Here is an 18,003-nt window from a genome sequence, read left to right as displayed (position 1 = left end):
CCCCTTTGGGCGCTGCCTGGGATTTTACACCAAGGCGCTTTTTGCCACCGTTTCTTTCTTTTGAGGAGCCATCCAACGTGGAAACCCAAGAACTTAAAAAAGCCGGATTGAAAGTCACCCTGCCACGGGTGAAAATTCTGGAAATCCTGGAAAATGCCAGTGATCACCATATGAGCGCCGAGGATATTTACCGCAAGCTGCTCGATGGCGGTGAGGAAATCGGTTTAGCCACCGTCTATCGCGTCTTGACGCAATTTGAGGCGGCGGGTCTGGTGAGCCGACATCACTTTGAAGGGGCGCAGGCCATCTTTGAGCTGGAGCGTGGCCATCACCACGACCACATTGTCTGCGTCAAATGCGGTCGGGTTGAAGAATTTGTAGACCCGGTCATCGAAGAACGCCAGCAGGCCATTGCCAAAAAGCTGGGCTATATCATCAAAGATCATGCCTTAACCATTTACGGGCAATGTGATCAGAAAAACTGCGCCAACCGGCGTAACAGCGACAGCTAACCCAGCAGCACAAACAGCCAGATCAGGGCGGCATTGATCAAGGCAATGAGTACGGCCGCTGATCCCATGTCTTTGGCACGGGCGGATAAGACGTGGTATTCGCCGCCGAAACGGTCAATGGCCGCCTCAATGCCGGAGTTGAGCAACTCAACGATAAGAATCAACAGCAGGCTGCCGATCAGCAAGGCGCGTTCAATACCGGTGTCAGCCAGCCACAAGGCGATGGGAACCAAAAAGAGCAACAGCAGCAACTCCTGACGAAAGGCCTCCTCGTGCTTGAAGGTTGTCTTGAGACCACGCCATGAATAATTTGCGGATTTGATCAGGCGGGTCACACCGCGATGCCCACTGTAAGCCATTCAATTCTCCTGCTCAGGTGTGTGTAGCGTCGGCGCGCCCCGCCAGGCAACATCAAGCTCACGCGCTGCCCGTACTTCGTCAAAACGGCGGTTGCTTTGCGTATAGGGCGCACCGCGCAAGGTATCAGGGCTGTCATGCGCTTCTTGCAAAATGGTGCGCATGGCCTCGATAAAGGCATCCAGCGTCTGCTTGCTTTCCGTTTCGGTGGGTTCAATCAGCAGGCATTCCGGCACCAATAAGGGAAAGTAGGTGGTCGGTGCGTGAAAGCCATGATCCAGCAAGCGTTTGGCAACGTCCATCGCGGTGATGCCCTGTTCCTTGGCCAGGGTTTTCAAGGTGATGATAAATTCATGCGTGGCGCGCCGGGAAGGATAGGCCAGCTCAAAACCGAGCTGTTGCAGGCGTGTCATCAGATAATTGGCGTTTAAGGTGGAATAATCCGCCACACGGCTCATGCCCTCAGCCCCCAACAGCCGCATATACACATAGGCGCGCAGCAAAATCCCCACATTCCCGGCAAAAGCGGACAATCGGCCAATACTCTGCGGACAATCCGCCTGTTCCAGCCAGCGATAATGGCTGTGTGGCTCGCTGTGATCGGCGGCCTTGCCGCATTCCCTGGCAACGATGGGCACCGGCAGAAACGGCAATAATGAGGCACTGACCCCGACCGGCCCAGCCCCTGGACCGCCGCCGCCATGCGGCGTGGCGAAGGTTTTATGCAAATTGACGTGAATCACATCAAAGCCCATATCGCCGGGGCGAACCTTCCCCAAAATGGCGTTAAGATTGGCGCCATCGTAATACAGAAGCCCCCCCGCAGCATGGACCCGGTCGGCAATCTGGCGAATGCCGCGCTCAAACACGCCCAAGGTTGAGGGATTGGTGAGCATGATACCGGCGGTATGCGGCCCCAGCGCAGCATCCAGCGCACGCAGATCCACATCGCCGTGTTTATCCGTTGGCAATTCGCGCACACGATAGCCGCACATGCTGGCGGTAGCGGGATTAGTGCCATGGGCGGCATCGGGAATCAGAATCTCCCGCCGCTGATGGTCGCCGCGTGCCTCATGATAGGCGCGGATCATCGCCACCCCGGCAAATTCACCCTGGGCACCGGCCATCGGACTGAGCGACACCCCTTGCATCCCGGTCACCTGCTTGAGCATTTCCTGTAACTCATACAGACAAGCCAGGACACCTTGACTGTGTGTGAGGGGCGCATAAGGGTGGCGCTGGGTGAATCCCGGCAGACTGGCCAGCGTGTGACAGGCTTTGGGGTTGTACTTCATGGTGCATGAACCCAAGGGGTAATAATGGGTATCAATGGAGAAGTTTTTTTGCGACAGGCGGGTATAGTGGCGCACCACATCCAGCTCGCTGACCTCGGGCAAGCTCGGCAAAGCGGCTCTGCGAAAGCGCTCCGGCAACCCCTCGACGGTCTGTGGTGCCAGCGGCGCCTGAGTCGCTGCACGACGACCAGGGCGGGAATGATCAAAAATAAACATGCAAAAAACCTTTGAAATCAATTAAAAAGCGGCGCAGCCTGAATGTTTTCAGCGCACCCCTCAAATGACAGCGGATACTACACCAAAGCACCGCCTCGCGGTAGGCTACGCGCTGATCGGCACATAAGTGTGCCTTTTGATCACACTTTGATTAAACGGCGTCCATCAGCAGCATCCACGCGTTTTTGCTACCTTGCACAAGGCGCAAAGATGGATTTGGGGATGACATGGGCGGCTAACGGTGTGAAAAGGCCGCCGCGTGTTCGACGGCCTTGGTTTCGTGGTTTATAGCAGGCGGGCGGTGTGCCAGGCGATCATGCGTTCTTCATCAGTGGGGATGACCCATACGCCGACCGCACTGTGTGGCGCAGCAATCGAAAGCGCATGGGCATGGTTGGCGGCCTCATCCATGACCACACCTAGCCAATCACAACCCTCACAGACAGCGGCGCGAATCGGGGCGGCGCGTTCGCCGATGCCGGCGGTAAAGATCAGATGATCCAAGCCACCTAAAGCGGCCGCAAGACTGCCGATGGCGCGCACGATTTGATAGACGAACAGCTCAATAGCCTCGCGGGCAGAGGGCGCATCACTGGCCAACAGGGTGCGCATATCCGCGCTGATGCCCGATACCCCCAGCAGACCTGAACGCTTATATAACAGGTCGCTGATTTGCGCGCTGTCCCAGCCGTTATCCAGCAGATGCAGGATCACGCCAGGATCAAGATTCCCGCAGCGCGTCCCCATGGGCAGACCATCCACCGCCGTAAAGCCCATGGTCGAGGCCACGCTGCGCCCATCTCGCAGCGCACACAAACTCGCGCCATTGCCCAGATGCGCGACAATCACCCGGCCTGTATCAGCGCGCCCTAATTCGCGGGCCAGGCGCTGGCTGATGTATTCATAGGACAGGCCGTGAAAGCCATAGCGCAGGATGCCGCTGTCAGTCAGTGCCTGCGGTAGGGCGAACTGCCGCGCCACCGCCGGCTGCTGGGTGTGAAAGCTGGTATCAAAGCAGGCGACTTGCGGCACCTCCGGCAGCATCTGCGCCAGCACTTCCACCGGCGCAAGACAATGCGGCTGATGCAGCGGCGCCAGAGGAATCAGGGCCAGGAGCGCGTTAAGGCTGTGTGCCTCCAGACGCACCGGGGCTTGATAGTCCTTGCCGCCGTGGACCACACGATGTCCGATGGCGCTGAGCTTGGCCACGTCAGGCTGGGCATTCAGCCAGTCAATGAGCAGGCCCAGCGCCTGTTGATGGTTCAGACTGCCGTTAACGCTGGGCAGGGCCTCCAACGAGGCCCCTTGAGCATCATCTATCTGTAGCCGGGTCTGCGCCCCGAGGGCGGAAAAATGGCCCCGGTAGTGTAGCCGGAAATCCTCCATGCGATCCTCGCGTTCGGCCTGAAACAGGGCGAACTTGAGACTCGACGAGCCACTGTTAAGGACCAGCAACTGCCTCATGATGACTTGGCCTTTTTCTTTTGGTAATCCGCCAGCAATAAGGCCAGCGCACAAGAAGCTATGCGGGTAATGGCATCATCGGCACGACTGGTCAGCACAATCGGCACCCGCGCCCCAATCACCAATCCCGCGCCAGTGGCATCGGCCAGATACGTCAACTGCTTCATCAACATATTCGCCGCCTCCAGATCTGGCGCCACCAGAATATCGGCCTTCCCCGCCACGGGGGAGTGGATGTTCTTGGTCTTGGCCGCCGCTTCAGAGACGGCATTATCAAATGCCAGTGGGCCATCAATGATGCCGCCTACAATCTGGCCGCGTTCGGCCATTTTGCACAATGCAGCCGCTTCCAGGGTGGAGGTCAGCTTCGGATTGATGGTTTCCACCGCCGATAAAATCGCCACCTTGGGATTTTTATTGCCGATGGCATGAGCCAGATCAATGGCGTTTTGCACAATATCCACCTTGTCCGCCAGGGTTGGGTAGATATTGATGGCCGCATCGGTGATAAACAAGGGGCGCGGATAGGTCGGCACATCAAAGGCCATCACATGGCTGATGCGCCGCTCGGTGCGTAAACCCGCGTCCTTGCGCACCACTTCGCGCAGCAGCTCATCGGTGTGCAGCGCGCCTTTCATGATGGCCCCGATGGTTCCCGCCCGCGTCATCGACACCGCTTCAGCCGCTGCCGCGTGACTGTGCAGTACATCGACCAGCTCAAAGCCGGAAATATCAATGCCGGCGGCCTCAGCAGCGGCGTGAATGCGCGAGGCCGGCCCCACCAGAACGGGACGAATCAAGCCCGCCTTGGCCGCTTCATAGGCGCCCATAATGGAGGGGCTGTCCACCGGATGTACCACCGCCATGGTGACCGGTTCGGGATGATTCGCGGCACTTAAAATCTCGTGCAGGTGGGCGCGCTCGGTCATGCGCACCCGTGGCAATACCATACGGGGACGGCGGATTTTTTCCGTGGGGGCGATCACATCAGCCACCCCTTCAACCACGCTGGCCCCTTCCTGATTGACGCAGCGACAGTCGAATTTGATGCGCTTTTTATACGGCTCTTTTTCTATCGCCTTCACTTCAATACGCAGCACATCGCCCAGCCCGACCGGCGCAAGAAAGCGCAGGGTCTGTCCCAGATAGATGGTGCCAGGGCCGGGCAATTCCGTGCCCAATACCGTTGAAATCAGGGCACCGCCCCACATCCCGTGCGCAATCACCTCCTGAAAGCGGGTGCTCTTGGCAAAATCCTCATCCACATGAGCCGGATTGACATCCCCGGAGATAACCGCAAACAGCTTGATGTCTTCCATGGTAAGCCGCCGTTCAATGACAGCGGTTTCGCCAATCTCGATTTCATCAAAAGTACGATTTTCAATATATTCAATTTTTTGATTCATAAAACGCAGTAAGACCTATCTGTTTGAGTGGTTTGGTTTCACACATTGCGCGCAGGCAATGGCGGCGCAACATGCGCACATATTGGCTATACGCCTATTATTATGGTGTTTCCTCAACCCTCGTAAACCTTGTGTGCCAGACCGCCGACTGGGCATTTAATGGACACCCAAGCGCTGACGGCCTGCGCATCGTCTGTGTCTCTCTTTCAAGGATAGCGCACAGATATTGCTAATTGATTTATGCATTGAAGGTGGCCGCATCAAGCTCTTTGGCTAGAATATCAATGCGCTGCCCGATCTCGCGCATGCGTTGTGAATCGCGCAAGGTTTGTTCGCTGTCTTGCTGGGCGTTCATCGTATCATTGACATGCCGTGCGACCTCGGCCTGGGCGTGGGCCAGCTCGTCAATACGCGTCGCCAGTTCTGTGAGCGTGGCAAAGGCGCTGGCAATGTCTTCCAGGGCGCTGACCGCATCATTGGCCTGCGTGACGCTGGCCAGGGTTTGCTCGCGGCCCTGACGCATCGCCGTCACGGTCTGCTTCGATGCCCCCTGTAAGCCATGAATAATGCGCTCAATGTTTTCGGTGGATTGCTGTGATTTAATGGCCAGACGATGCACCTCTTCCGCCACCACGGCAAAGCCGCGTCCCCGTTCGCCTGCCCGGGCGGCCTCAATCGCCGCATTCAAGGCCAGCAGATTGGTTTGATCGGCAATCCCTTTGATCACATTCAAAATCACGCCCACCTGCTCACTGTCATCTTGTAATTGCGTCACCATGCTTTGGGTTTTATCCATCAGTTGCGCCAACACACTGATGGTTGAATGGTTTTCCTGCACCAAACGGCGCCCAGTGCGCACCAAGGACTGAGAGGCGGCGCTGGTGTGCGTGGATTCCTGCGTATGTTCTGCAACCTCGTGGGCGCGCCCGGCCATTTCCGTCACCGCACTAAGCAACAGCTCATTAGCCTCATTTTGCGTCTGCGCCCGTGCCGACAAGCCATCACTAAACTGCGCCAGGGTTTTGGCTTCATTGGACAAGGCCGTAGCATAACCCGCAATCTCATCCAGCAAGCGCTGAAAAAAATCGGCATAGGCATTCACCGCCTGCTGCAAAGCCCCGATTTCATCATTACGCTGTGTCGGCAGACGCTGTTTGCTCTGTCCCTGATCCGGATTGGCCAACTGGCGGATGCGCTCAGTGGTCTGGTTAATCGCATCCAGCAGGCGCTGCGAAGCCCACAAGGCCAGGATGATGGAGACCACCATCAGCGGCACCACATAGGCCAACAGCGTCCAGGTCAATGCTCTGGCCTCACCCACCATGCGACTCCAGGGCGTGACCAACACAATGTGCCAGCCGGTTTCCTCCAGGGTAAAGCGGTGAGCATAGGTGGAGACATTGAGCACCGGGTCCTTGGCGATACGCACCCCGGCAGAGGGCTGCTTGCGCTCCTGAAAGAGCGTCTGCACCCGTTGATAGCCGGGCAATGCCTCCAGCAAGGCCTGCCGCGACATAAAATCCTGATCACGCTCCACGCGAATCATCGGTGCCAGCGACGCCGGGAAGGCCAGCAACTGTCCGGTTTGATCAAATAACAGCGCGTAGCCGCCGGTAATCTGGCCTTGTTCCGCCAGCAAGGCATTGAGACCGCCCAAATCCACATCCAATGTAGCCACCCCGGCAAATGCACCGGCGCGCAAGGCTACCGTGCAGGTAACCATCGGCGCCTGGGAGTGTGGATCGGTATAGGCCGGCGACCACACGCAGCCCTGTGAGGCATCCCGCCCCCGTCCTGCCTGATACCAGTCTTCCTGATGATAGCCGCTGCCAGCGGGATCATTATAATCATCCAGATAGACCATGCGGCCCTGTTCACGCGCCCAAAAAAAGCTGCGACGCACCACTTCGGAGTCAAAGACACGCGGCTCAGGCCAGATACCACCCCCGGCAATGGCCGGATTACCGTGCTGATCCAGCAGCGGGGGAAATACCTGATGATACAGTGCCGCCTCTTTTGGCAAGGTTGCCCACAGATCCGCCAGCGTCATCGTCAGCGTCTCCACCACCGTCAGCTGTTGCTGTAACTGAACCTGCAGCGACAAACCCGCTTGCTCAATCAGTTGCTGAGTCTGGCGAACCATCCTTGGTTCCCCTTGAAAAAAGATCACCCCGGTAATCACTAAAATCAACACGAGCAATACCAGCGCCAATCCCATCCGAATGCGCATTTTAAGACTTTGATATGCCGCTAGATTCATTATTTTTCCTTGTTAATTATGAGCTTATAACCTAATATCATCTTGTTGCCTTGGCGAGTATCCTTCAAATTCTTGATGGCATCCATTGCCCAGATCGCAGTGGCCACCCTGCTGTCTCAGGTGTTTTATGATCTTAATCCCCGCTGATCCATCAGCACCGATAGCCCAAGGCGCGGTGATCATAGCATTTGACACGAATAGCTCCTAAAGGGCACCTCGAATAACCCGGGTTTTTCAATGAACCCGACTACCAAATGATGGCCATGACCGAATTCAGTTCAATTTTTCTGACGGCTCAGCGCTTTTGCATGCGATTAGGCCCCATTTTTCTGGCGAATCGCTCTGTGAAACGGAGATTCGGCCCATGTCGGGCGTCAGAAGACCTCGATCCCGGCCTTCTGGAAGTACACCTGCCGCTTGAGGGTGTAGCAGGCGGCCGTCATCGTTATCGCAAAGTTTGCGCGTGCCTGTCCGATGGTGCGAATTAGAAGGTCGGCGTGGCTGGAGTCTGGAACAACTCAACACTTACAACCGCAAGCGCTTCGAGTACCTGATCTCGGCGCTGTGGGATCTGACTTATGCCAGCAGCGGGGCAGTGTATACTTTTACCACGATGCAACACCAACGGACGGTCCAGACCGTCAACGCCTGCGCGGGCAGCGTCAGTACAATATCAGGTCAAGCCCATGATATCCTGGTAAAAAAATCTATCGAGTCTCGATAGTGCTTTGATTTTTTGAGCAGTGTTCACAAATTTAAAGAGGTTAATTGGCCATCGGGGTTGGTTTTTTGGCGGGAAATCTCGCTCGCGACAAAATCATTGAGGTCACGGAGCTGGCCCTGACCGATAAAATTTTCCAGATGGCGGACAAGCTGGATCGGGATATGTTTGAGCGCTACCGCGAGATGCTGATCATTGCGCAGTGGCCCGGCATGACCGACCGCACCAAGCCAGTGGCCGAAAAGCGCGCCTTGCTGGAAACCCTGCGCAATACTTATCCGGTGCATTCCTGGATTGGTTTGACGGATATTAACGGGACTGTGGCTGCGGCGACAGATGGCCTGCTGGAGGGGCTGGGGGTGTCCCATCACCCGTGGTTTGCCGAGGGTTTGCAAGGGCCTTATCTGGGCGATGTACACGATGCATTGCTTTTGGCCAGGGCCTTGGCCACCGAGGAAAACGAGGTGATCCGCTTTGTCGATATTGCCGCGCCGGTATTGGATGATCAGGGTCAGGTCTGGGGTGGGTGGTGGTTGCGCGGGTGGACTTGCACAGCGCCTTGGCCCCGGCAGATGAGCTGCAAGCGCGCATTTTCGTGGCAGGTTTGGGGATCGCGCTGCTGTTGGCGTTGCTGGGCTGGCTCACCTCCTGGAATGTCATCAAACCCTTGCGCCAGCTTGCCTTGCAGGCCGAGCGTATTCATCACGGCGAAACCGGGCAGGTTTTGCAGGCAACGACTGGACGTGATGAGGTTTCGGTTTTATCGCGTACCCTGTCAGAACTGGTGGCCACCTTACACGCGAAAAATTGCGACCTGGAAAATACGGCCCGCACACTGCGCGATGAGATCAAGCTGCGCAAAAATACCGAGCAGCATCTGCTTAGCGCCAACCGTTTGCTGGAATTGACGGTGCAAGGAGGGCATGAATTAGTGCAGGCCGAACAGGAAACTGCATTTTTGGAGGCCATGTGTCAGATGCTGGTGCAATACGGCGGCTTTCATCTTGCCTGCATCGGCTATCACCAGGACGATTGTCATATCGTTAAATCGGCAAGCCACGCGCAAAGCAGTGCGCTACAACAGGATTTTTGCCATCTGGAACACCCGCAGCGGGCTCATTTTTGTATGGTAAAACAGGCCATTGGCACACAGAGCATGGTTTTACACCGCGTCGATGATCCCGACACACCACAGGATGCCCCCTGGCGCACGGCGTTGCAGGAGCGCGGCTGTCAGGCATGTATCGCCTTTCCCTTGCAGGAGGATCAGCAGATTATCGGCGCCCTGGCGCTGTATAGCACGCAGCCCAATGCCTTTGCAGATGCGCGTGAAGTGGCCTTATTACAGCAATTGACGCAGGAGCTGGCCCTGGGCGTTGAGGTCATCCGGGCCAAGCAGGCGCGTGATCGCATGTTTGACATCCTCCCCGCCCTACCTGCCTGCGCCGCGTGCGTCGCGGCAGGTAGGAAGGAGGGGGATTCCCAGCATTGCTGCTGAGCGCTTTCTGCTTCGCCGAGACCTGCCAAATGCCTCAAAGAGACACCGGACTTACAGTTTCTCCACAGACTAACCCCGCCAGCCCGGCGGTTAAAATATAGATAGCATCCATGTATAAAGAGAGCAAGCTACCAAAGAGGAAGCGTCGGGAACAGGAGGCTTGCTTCGCAAGCCGCGCTATCCCTCCCCGGCCTTCAGGCCGGGGTTTCCCGCGCAAACTGATGAAAATAACACTACCTGCATCACCCTCACCGATGCGTCCCTGCATTGAACCCGGCAAACATCGGGTGGGTCTGTATCCATCCACGTTGGCGGCTGCGAGGTTGTAGCCGCTATCCCTCCCCGCGCCCGTGTGGCCGGGATTTCTTGCGTAGGAACTGATTGATGCACACACCGCCTGCTCCTGGATTATTTGCGTATCGTCCTTATTGGGCGGTGCGTTTTGGTATTGCGCCTTTTTTGCCGATGTCACGCGCCGAGATGGAGGTGCTGGGCTGGGATGCCTGTGATGTCATTCTGGTAACCGGGGATGCCTATGTGGATCATCCAAGTTTTGGCATGGCGATCATCGGTCGTTTGCTGGAGGCGCAGGGCTTTCGCGTGGGGATCATCAGCCAGCCCGACTGGACTTCGGCGGCAGCCTTTCAGGTGCTGGGGCAACCCCGGCTGTTTTTTGGGGTGACCAGCGGCAATATGGATTCGATGGTGAATCATTATACCGCTGAGCGTCGGCCCCGCAGCAATGATGCCTATACCCCGCATGAGCAGGCCGGGCGGCGTCCGGATCGGGCGGTGCTGGTGTATGCGCAGCGTTGCCGCGAGGCCTATCGTGATACCCCGGTCATTCTGGGCGGGATTGAGGCCTCGTTGCGCCGGGCGGCGCATTATGATTATTGGTCTGACAAGGTGCGGCGCAGCATTTTATTGGATGCCAAGGCGGATCTGCTGCTGTATGGCAATGCCGAGCGCGCCGTGGTCGAGGTGGCACACCGCCTCGCCAAGGGGGAAGGTATCCGCCAGTTGCGCGATATTCGCGGCACCGCGTTTGTCTGCAAGCAAGTGCCGGAGGGGTGGACGCTGCTGGATGCACAGGCGTCGCCACAGGGGTTGCCCAAGGCGCTCGCCCAGCCGTTGATCCAGCTGCCCAGCTATGCCCAGGTCAAAGATGATCCGCTGGCCTATGCCCATGCGGCCCGCTGTCTGCATCTGGAGAGCAATCCTGGCAATGCCCGCCCCTTGCTCCAGGCGCATGGGGATAAATTTCTGTGGCTGAATCCGCCACCGCTCCCGCTGACCACCGCTGAAATGGATGCCGTATATGCCCTGCCCTTTGCGCGGGCCCCGCATCCGCAGTATGGCGATGCGCGCCTGCCTGCATGGGAGATGATCCGCAGCTCCATCAATATTCTGCGCGGCTGTTTTGGCGGTTGCAGCTTTTGTTCGATCACCGCCCATGAGGGGCGCATCATTCAAAGCCGTTCCGAGGCTTCTATTTTGCAGGAGGTGGAAGACATCAAGGCCAAGGTAGCCGGGTTTACCGGGGTGATCTCCGATCTGGGCGGACCGACGGCGAATATGTACCGCCTGGGCTGCAAGGACAAGGCGATTGAGGCACAGTGTCGGCGTTCCTCCTGTCTGCATCCGCAGATCTGCAGCCGTCTGGAAACCCGCCATACCGAACTTAAGCGGCTGTACCAGCAAGTGCGTAGCACACCGGGTATCAAGCGCGTCCTGATTGCCTCCGGGGTGCGCTATGATCTGGCCCTGCAAGACCCTGACTATATCAAGGCACTGGTGACTCACCACGTCGGCGGCTATCTGAAAATCGCCCCGGAGCACACCCAACCCGGCCCGCTGGCGGTGATGCAAAAACCGGCGATTGCCCACTATGAAGCCTTTGCGCGCCTGTTTTACCAATACTCCCAGGCGGCGCACAAAGAACAATACCTGATCCCCTACTTCATCGCCGCCCATCCCGGCAGCACCGATGAAGACATGCTGGCGCTGGCGCTGTGGCTCAAGCAGCACGACTACCGCCTGGATCAGGTGCAAAGCTTTCTGCCAGCGCCGATGGCCCTGGCAACCACCATGTACCACACCGGCCTCAATCCACTCAAAGCCATAACGCCGGGGGCGGGGGTGTTTATCCCCAAAGGCGAGCGCCAGCGCCGTTTGCACAAGGCCTTGTTACGCTACCACGACCCGCAAAACTGGCCACTGCTGCGCGACGCCCTCATGCGTATGGGACGCACGGATTTGATCGGCCAGAGCAAGCGCCACCTGATTCCCCCAGAACCGCGTCCACGCCCACGCCCGTCCCTCAGTAATAACCGCCCACACACAAGCGCCAAACCGCGCCGCAAACACCCGCGCTGAGTCACCGCGTCCTGAGACAGTTAGCGTGGCCTTAATAGCAGGGCCAAGGTTTTTTTTTCCTCGGGGGTGAGGGGATGTTCCGCCGCCCGGCTGAGCAGTCGTTGGGTGTGCAGGTCGCGATGGCGTTGCTGAATGCGCCGAATGGCGTCGTCAAACAGGCGCGCATGGGCCGTAGGGCTGTCGGTGGGAATGGACCACTGGGCGAGTTTTTGCAGATGGGGGCCATCGGGATGGCTTTGATACTGTTGCAGCAGCTCTGGCCCTTGTAGCTGCGGGCTTTGCTGGATCCGCTGGATGACTTCGCTTAATAAGACGCTGCCGGGAATGTCGGGGTTTTGCAGGCGTGCGGGGTCTTCTACCCGCAAGGCCAAGGGCGGGCTTTGCAGTAACAGCGCCAGAGCTATGCGCACCGGGGTTTGCATCACCTGCGGGCTGGGCAGTTTGGAGGTGCGTGGCGGGCTTGCTGTGTGCGGTGCCGTGGGCATTTGAGGGGGCGGCGGTGTTTGACTGACATAATGCGCTACGGTATCCCGCGCAATCGCGGTCAAGCGGCTCAGCTCGGTGAGCAATTGCGCTTTGAGCAATCCCTCGGGCATCAACGCCATCAGTCTGGCCGCTTCGCGAACCAGTTGTGCCCGCCCCTCGGCGCTATTGAGCGCATGGCGCTGGCTTAATTCACGGATTAAAAATTCACTGAGCAGCATCGCTTGTTGCAGCAAGTGCTCAAAGGCAGCAAGCCCTTCACGTCGAATCCAGCTGTCCGGATCATCTCCTGGGGGTAAAAACAAAAAAGCCGCCTCGCGATGATCCTGCATCACCGGCAAAGTATGCTCCAAGGCCCGCCAGGCGGCTTTTTTGCCCGCCGCATCACCATCAAAGCAAAACACAATGCGTGGGCTGTGACGAAACAATAAGGTGAGTTGTTCCGCCGTGGTCGCTGTGCCTTGTGTGGCAACCGCATAGGGTAAGCCAAACTGCGCCAGGGCGATCACATCCAGATAGCCTTCAACCACCACGAGCTGGCTCAGGCGGCCTTGGGCCTGACGCGCCTCAAACAGGCCATATAAGGCGCGGCCTTTGTGAAAGACCGGCGTTTCCGGGGAGTTGAGGTATTTGGGGCTGTTTTGCCCCAGGCTTCTGCCGCCAAAGCCGATGACCCGCCCGCGTCCGTCGCGAATCGGGAACATGATGCGATCGACAAAGCGGTCATAATAGCCGCCCTGTGGCCGTTCCCCAAGCAGACCTGCGGTCAGCAGGATGTGTACATCAAAGGCGCTGCCCAGTGCTTTGTAGAGCGCATCCCAGCCTTTGGGGGCATAGCCGATCTGAAAGGTGCGGGCGATCTGGCCGGTGAGTCCACGTTGTTTGAGGTATTCAATGGCCTCGGGGCTGTGGCGCAACTGGGCGTAGTAATACTCTGCCGCTTTGGCCAAGGCTGCGTAGAGGGTTTCATGCTGCTTGCGGTGTTCCGGTGTTACGCCGCGTTCATTTTCCGCCTGCGGAATCTCCATCCCGGCATCCGTGGCTAAGCTTTCGATGGCCTCGCGAAACGCCAATCCTTCATGGCGCATCAGAAAGCGGATGGCATCGCCACTCTCGCCACAGCCAAAGCAGTGATAAAACTGCTTGGCCGGATTGACGGAAAAGGAGGGGGTTTTTTCCGTATGAAACGGACAGCGGGCCATGTAATTACTGCCCTGACGCTTGAGCGGCACCCGCGCCGAAATCAGCGCCACAATATCCGTGCGCTCAAGCAGCTCATTAATAAATGGCTCAGGAATTAGAGACATATACCGCTCAGAATAGCCAACCCTGTAAACATAAACTTCTTGTGCTGATGATATTTCAAGCGAACGGCGCAAGCCTCCAGGGCCGTTTTACAGGCGCGCAGGCCCCGGAGGTGTGTGCTGTATTTAGGTGTCGCTGCGTTGTGACGCGGGTTGGTCTTCGTTAGTCGAAGGGGCGGGCGTATTGGCGGCAGCCGCAGGCGCGTCCGGACTGGGTGTTGCTGTGCTTTCGCCGGATGGCTGATTCATCAGCGCCGGGTTGTGCTGGGCAGTGCTGGCCTCTGTGGCAGGAGTGCTGTGTTGGTCTGTCGCGGTCTTTCTCGGTCTGGGTTTTGGCTTGTAGTAATAAAAAACCCCGATGCATGCGGCAACACCAATCAGCAAAACAATGACTTCTTTTGACACGGGCATTCTCCTTCTATCGTTTATCAGGATACATCGTTGAGATAGCGTCATTTGCAACGCGACCGACGCAGCGGGTGTCTTGTGCCCCGACAGAGGCGGAAAAGCTCACTGCGCCCGGCATTGACGGGCACTTTGAAGCCTTTTGCGTATGAGGCATTGGGCAAACCCCGCCCGGTCGAGATAGTCGCTTACATCGCGCCTGGGTGCAAGCGATCTGTGCAGGATTTAGCGCAGGCGCTCAGGCCAGCAGCCAGCTGACGGCCACAACCGCCGCAATCACGGCCACAATATCGGCGGTCAGCGCGGCGGGGATGGCATGGCGCAGACGGCGGATGCCTACCGCACCAAAATACACCGCAATCACATAAAAGGTGGTTTCGGTGGAGCCTTGCAAGGTGGTGACCAGATAGCCGATATAACTGTCCGGGCCAATGGCGGGGTCATTGATGATGGAGGCCATGATGCCATAGGCTCCGGAACCGGATAAGGGACGCAACAAGGCCATCGGCAAAGCCTCGGCGGGCATCCCTAAAGGAACCGTCCACGGGCTGATCCAGGATACCATTGCCCCCAAGGCGCCGCTGGCACGCAGCATTCCCACGGCGACCAGAATCGCCACCAGATAGGGAATGATGCGCACCGCCACTTGAAATCCTTCCTTGGCACCCTCGACAAAGACCTCATAAATCCGCACCCCGCGCAGCAGACCAAAGCTCAGAAAGCCGAGCACCAGCGCGGGAATGATCCACGGTGCAATCACCTGCCCATACAGCACGGTAAGGGGAATCAGGCTGACAAAGGCGAGCAGGGCCAGCGCCGATACCCAGCCGGGATAGGGCGGATCGTCAGCGTGGGGAAGTGCTGCCGCTTCGCTATCCACCGGCGCAGCGGGGGCCTTGCTGGGTGTAGCTTCATTCTCCGGGGATGCTGGCACATGGTCTGGCACGCTCGGCGGCAGCGCAACCGGTGGCGGCAGGGGAAACCAGCGGCGATAGAGCATCGCCGCACTGATTCCGGCAAGGGTGGCGCAGAGGGTGGCAAATAAGGTGGTGGGCAAGATCGCCGCCGGGTCTTGCGAACCCGCCGCTGCCCGCAGGGCAATCACCCCGGTGGGTAACAGGGTGACGCTGGAGGTATTAATCGCCAGAAACAGCACCATGGCATTGCTGGCCACCCCCGGATGCGGGTTGAGCTTTTCCAGCTCCTGCATGGCGCGGATGCCAAAGGGCGTGGCGGCATTGCCAAGCCCCATCATATTGGCCGACAGATTGAGGATCATGGCGCCCATCGCCGGATGATTGGGCGGCACTTCGGGAAACAGGCGTACCATCAGCGGGCGGATCAGGCGCGCCAGAATGGCCAGCAGGCCGCCAGCTTCGGCAACCTTGATCAGCCCCAGAAACAGGGTCATGACGCCGATCAGGCCAATGGCCAATTCCACCGCGCCGCTGGCGGAATCGATAATGCTGCGCGTCAACAGCTCCATCGGTGCGCTGCCTTCGCCATCCCAGCGCAGTTGGGCAAAGGCTGCTGCGCCAAAGGCCATTGCCACCAGCGCAAAAAAGATCACATTCATGCGCGTGTGCTCACGAAAGCCGACGCTAGTAATGGCATACGCGCTGCCATGATCTCAGGCCTTGGGCAGGGTGACGCCGAGTTGGCCTTGGTATTTGCCGCCGCGATCTTTATAGGAGGTGGCACACACTTGATCCGATTCAAAAAACAGCATCTGGGCCACGCCTTCGTTGGCATAAATGCGTGCCGGCAAGGGGGTGGTGTTGGAAAACTCCAGGGTCACATGCCCTTCCCATTCCGGTTCCAGCGGGGTGACATTGACAATGATGCCGCAGTTGCGCACAAACACTCCGGCCTTGAGGGCAAAGTTATGCGTATCGGGGACGCTTAGGCAATATACATCATGATCGCCAGGCAGTTCGCGCACCGCAACCACTTGGCGCTGTATGGGCATTAGCGCATCGCCGGGACGCAGCGCATGTGCCGGGGTCAGGCTGTGATCAGATCGCAAAAACTCATGATCCGAGGTGCAGCGGATCGTTTCGCCATGATCCAAAGTCAGCTCCAGCAAGGCATCCCGCCCGATATAGCGCGGTGCCATCAGGGGGCTTGCACTCACCTCGCCGTCGGGATGCAGGGTGTAGCCCTCAAAGACATCCCCCCGACCGTGCCCCTCGGCCATCGCTTCCAGCGTCATGGCGCGACCATCGCTTAAGGCCACGGCCGTATCGGCGCTGAAACAGCGGGCATAGGTGCTTTTCCCCAGACACACCACCAAGACATTGCGCGGGATGCGGAAATATTCCACCGTGCGCGCCAAAGCAAAGGAGTTCGGCGGGATGATGCACTCATCGGCCTCAATATCCACAAAGCTGCGTTCGTCAAAATGCTTGGGATCGACGATGGTAGAGTTGATGTTGGTAAACACCTTGAATTCGCGGGCACAGCGCACATCATAGCCATAGCTGGAGGTGCCATAGGAAATCACCCGTTGCTCATTGACATAGCGCACCTGTTCGCCGGCAAAGGGCTCAATCATATGATAGCTTTGCGCCATCTGGCGAATCCAGTGATCGGATTTAATCGACATTTAGGTATTCTGAATCACAATATTGGGGAAGCGGGCGCTGTAATCCTTGCCCTGCAAGGCCAAGCGGGCCGCCGTGCGCCGGGCGATTTCACGGTAGATCTGCGCGACTCGCCCTTGGGGATCGGCGACCACAGAGGGCTTGCCGCTATCGGCCTGTTCACGAATGCTGATATCCAGGGGCAGACTGCCTAAAAAACTGACCTCATATTCTTGCGCCATGCGCTCACCGCCGCCCTGGCCGAACAGGAAGGATTCATGACCGCATTCGCTGCAAATGTGGATGCTCATATTTTCCACAATGCCCAGCACCGGCACCTCGACTTTTTCAAACATCTTCAAGCCCTTGCGCGCATCCAGTAAGGCAATATCCTGCGGTGTGGTAACAATGACTGCGCCGCTGACCGGGATTTTTTGCGCCAGCGTCAGTTGAATATCCCCGGTGCCCGGCGGCAGATCAATGACCAGATAATCCAGATCCTGCCAGTTGGTTTCGCGCAGCAATTGCTCCAGGGCCTGAGTCACCATCGGCCCGCGCCAGATCATCGGCGTGTCTTCATCAATCAGAAAACCAATGGACATCGCCTGGATACCATAATTTTCCAGAGGCTCCAGGCTGCGTCCATCCTTGGTTTCCGGTTTGTCAGTGATGCCCAGCATACGCGGTTGACTGGGTCCATAAATATCGGCATCCAGCAGCCCCACCCGCGCCCCTTCCAACGATAAGGCCAGTGCCAGATTCACCGCCGTGGTGGATTTGCCGACGCCGCCTTTGCCGGAGGCCACCGCGATGATGTTTTTGATGTGTCCAAGGGGCTTTAGGTTTTGCTGTACCGCATGCGTGGCAATCTTGATCTGACCGGAAACGTTGACCTTGGTGACTCCGGGAAGCTGCATCAGGGAAGTGCGCACCTGCTCACACAGCGTCGGCAGCCAGCCCTGTGCAGGATAGCCCAGCGTCAGGGTGAGGCTAAGCTCACTGCCATTGATATCAATGGCGCTGACGGCCTGGGCATTGAGCAAATCAGTGCCTAGATAGGGGTCTTGAATGTGTGTCAGCGCGGTTTCAACCTGCGCACGAGAAAGTTCGGGCATAAGTCATCC

General features: G+C 57.9%; 13 protein-coding genes and 4 pseudogenes. 3 read left to right on the top strand and 14 right to left on the bottom strand.

What is annotated here, in order from left to right:
• Positions 1-77: 77 nt before the first annotated feature.
• Entirely contained in the window at positions 78-512 is a 435-nt protein-coding gene (fur, locus tag THISIDRAFT_RS13375; protein ID WP_006786999.1) for a ferric iron uptake transcriptional regulator, read from the top strand.
• Here the strand turns inward: fur and THISIDRAFT_RS13370 are convergent.
• From THISIDRAFT_RS13370 to THISIDRAFT_RS13340, 7 genes and pseudogenes are all read right to left on the bottom strand, one after another.
• The gene (locus THISIDRAFT_RS13370) at positions 509-871 is read right to left on the bottom strand and encodes a diacylglycerol kinase (protein ID WP_006787000.1); all 363 of its coding nucleotides are present in this window, start codon (positions 869-871) and stop codon (positions 509-511) included. The two genes, fur and THISIDRAFT_RS13370, sit on opposite strands and share 4 nt — an antisense overlap.
• On the bottom strand, positions 872-2,380 hold the full coding sequence (gene gcvPB, locus THISIDRAFT_RS13365; RefSeq protein ID WP_006787001.1) for an aminomethyl-transferring glycine dehydrogenase subunit GcvPB: 1,509 nt from the start codon (positions 2,378-2,380) through the stop codon (positions 872-874). It lies immediately after the preceding gene.
• Between the two features lie 285 nt (positions 2,381-2,665).
• Positions 2,666-3,844, bottom strand: a complete 1,179-nt coding sequence (locus THISIDRAFT_RS13360) for an acetate/propionate family kinase (RefSeq protein ID WP_006787002.1) — start codon at positions 3,842-3,844, stop codon at positions 2,666-2,668.
• Positions 3,841-5,250 carry a bifunctional enoyl-CoA hydratase/phosphate acetyltransferase gene (locus tag THISIDRAFT_RS13355; protein WP_006787003.1) on the bottom strand — a complete coding sequence of 470 codons (1,410 nt, stop codon included), beginning with the start codon at positions 5,248-5,250 and terminating at the stop codon, positions 3,841-3,843. Before THISIDRAFT_RS13355 ends, THISIDRAFT_RS13360 begins: the two co-directional genes overlap by 4 nt.
• A gap of 238 nt (positions 5,251-5,488) precedes the next feature.
• On the bottom strand, positions 5,489-7,510 hold the full coding sequence (locus THISIDRAFT_RS13350) for a methyl-accepting chemotaxis protein (protein WP_006787004.1): 2,022 nt from the start codon (positions 7,508-7,510) through the stop codon (positions 5,489-5,491).
• 374 nt (positions 7,511-7,884) lie between these two features.
• Positions 7,885-7,998, bottom strand: a pseudogene (locus THISIDRAFT_RS13345) (IS5/IS1182 family transposase); the annotation flags it as partial.
• Between the two features lie 259 nt (positions 7,999-8,257).
• Positions 8,258-8,650, bottom strand: a complete 393-nt coding sequence (locus THISIDRAFT_RS13340; protein WP_006787005.1) for a hypothetical protein — start codon at positions 8,648-8,650, stop codon at positions 8,258-8,260.
• Positions 8,651-8,772: 122 nt separating this feature from the next.
• Here THISIDRAFT_RS13340 and THISIDRAFT_RS13335 point away from each other — a divergent pair, with 122 nt between their 5' ends.
• Positions 8,773-9,729, top strand: coding sequence for a GAF domain-containing protein (locus THISIDRAFT_RS13335; RefSeq protein ID WP_139063985.1), 957 nt, complete (start codon positions 8,773-8,775; stop codon positions 9,727-9,729).
• Positions 9,730-10,113: 384 nt separating this feature from the next.
• Positions 10,114-12,105, top strand: coding sequence for a YgiQ family radical SAM protein (locus tag THISIDRAFT_RS13330; protein WP_006787007.1), 1,992 nt, complete (start codon positions 10,114-10,116; stop codon positions 12,103-12,105).
• A gap of 20 nt (positions 12,106-12,125) precedes the next feature.
• Here the strand turns inward: THISIDRAFT_RS13330 and dnaG are convergent, their stop codons facing one another.
• From dnaG to apbC, 7 genes and pseudogenes are all read right to left on the bottom strand, one after another.
• Positions 12,126-13,895 (bottom strand): DNA primase, encoded by a 1,770-nt coding sequence (dnaG, locus tag THISIDRAFT_RS13325; protein ID WP_006787008.1) that lies wholly within the window; start codon positions 13,893-13,895, stop codon positions 12,126-12,128.
• 123 nt (positions 13,896-14,018) lie between these two features.
• On the bottom strand, positions 14,019-14,297 hold the full coding sequence (locus THISIDRAFT_RS13320; RefSeq protein WP_006787009.1) for a hypothetical protein: 279 nt from the start codon (positions 14,295-14,297) through the stop codon (positions 14,019-14,021).
• A gap of 238 nt (positions 14,298-14,535) precedes the next feature.
• Complete coding sequence (locus THISIDRAFT_RS13315) at positions 14,536-15,873, bottom strand: nucleoside recognition domain-containing protein (protein ID WP_006787010.1); 1,338 nt, start codon at positions 15,871-15,873, stop codon at positions 14,536-14,538.
• 54 nt (positions 15,874-15,927) lie between these two features.
• Positions 15,928-16,146, bottom strand: a pseudogene (locus THISIDRAFT_RS14975) (dCTP deaminase); the annotation flags it as partial.
• A 6-nt stretch (positions 16,147-16,152) separates the two neighbouring features.
• Positions 16,153-16,578: pseudogene (locus THISIDRAFT_RS14970) on the bottom strand (Hint domain-containing protein); the annotation flags it as partial.
• Positions 16,552-16,902: pseudogene (locus THISIDRAFT_RS14965) on the bottom strand (dCTP deaminase); the annotation flags it as partial. The pseudogenes THISIDRAFT_RS14970 and THISIDRAFT_RS14965, both read right to left, overlap by 27 nt.
• On the bottom strand, positions 16,903-17,994 hold the full coding sequence (gene apbC / locus THISIDRAFT_RS13305) for an iron-sulfur cluster carrier protein ApbC (RefSeq protein ID WP_006787012.1): 1,092 nt from the start codon (positions 17,992-17,994) through the stop codon (positions 16,903-16,905). It abuts the pseudogene before it with no gap.
• Positions 17,995-18,003: the final 9 nt, after the last annotated feature.

This window comes from Thiorhodospira sibirica ATCC 700588, assembly GCF_000227725.2.
GTDB lineage: Bacteria > Pseudomonadota > Gammaproteobacteria > Ectothiorhodospirales > Ectothiorhodospiraceae > Thiorhodospira > Thiorhodospira sibirica.
The sequence above is the reverse complement of the archived record's forward strand: the minus strand, read 5'-3'. Positions and strand labels throughout refer to the sequence as shown.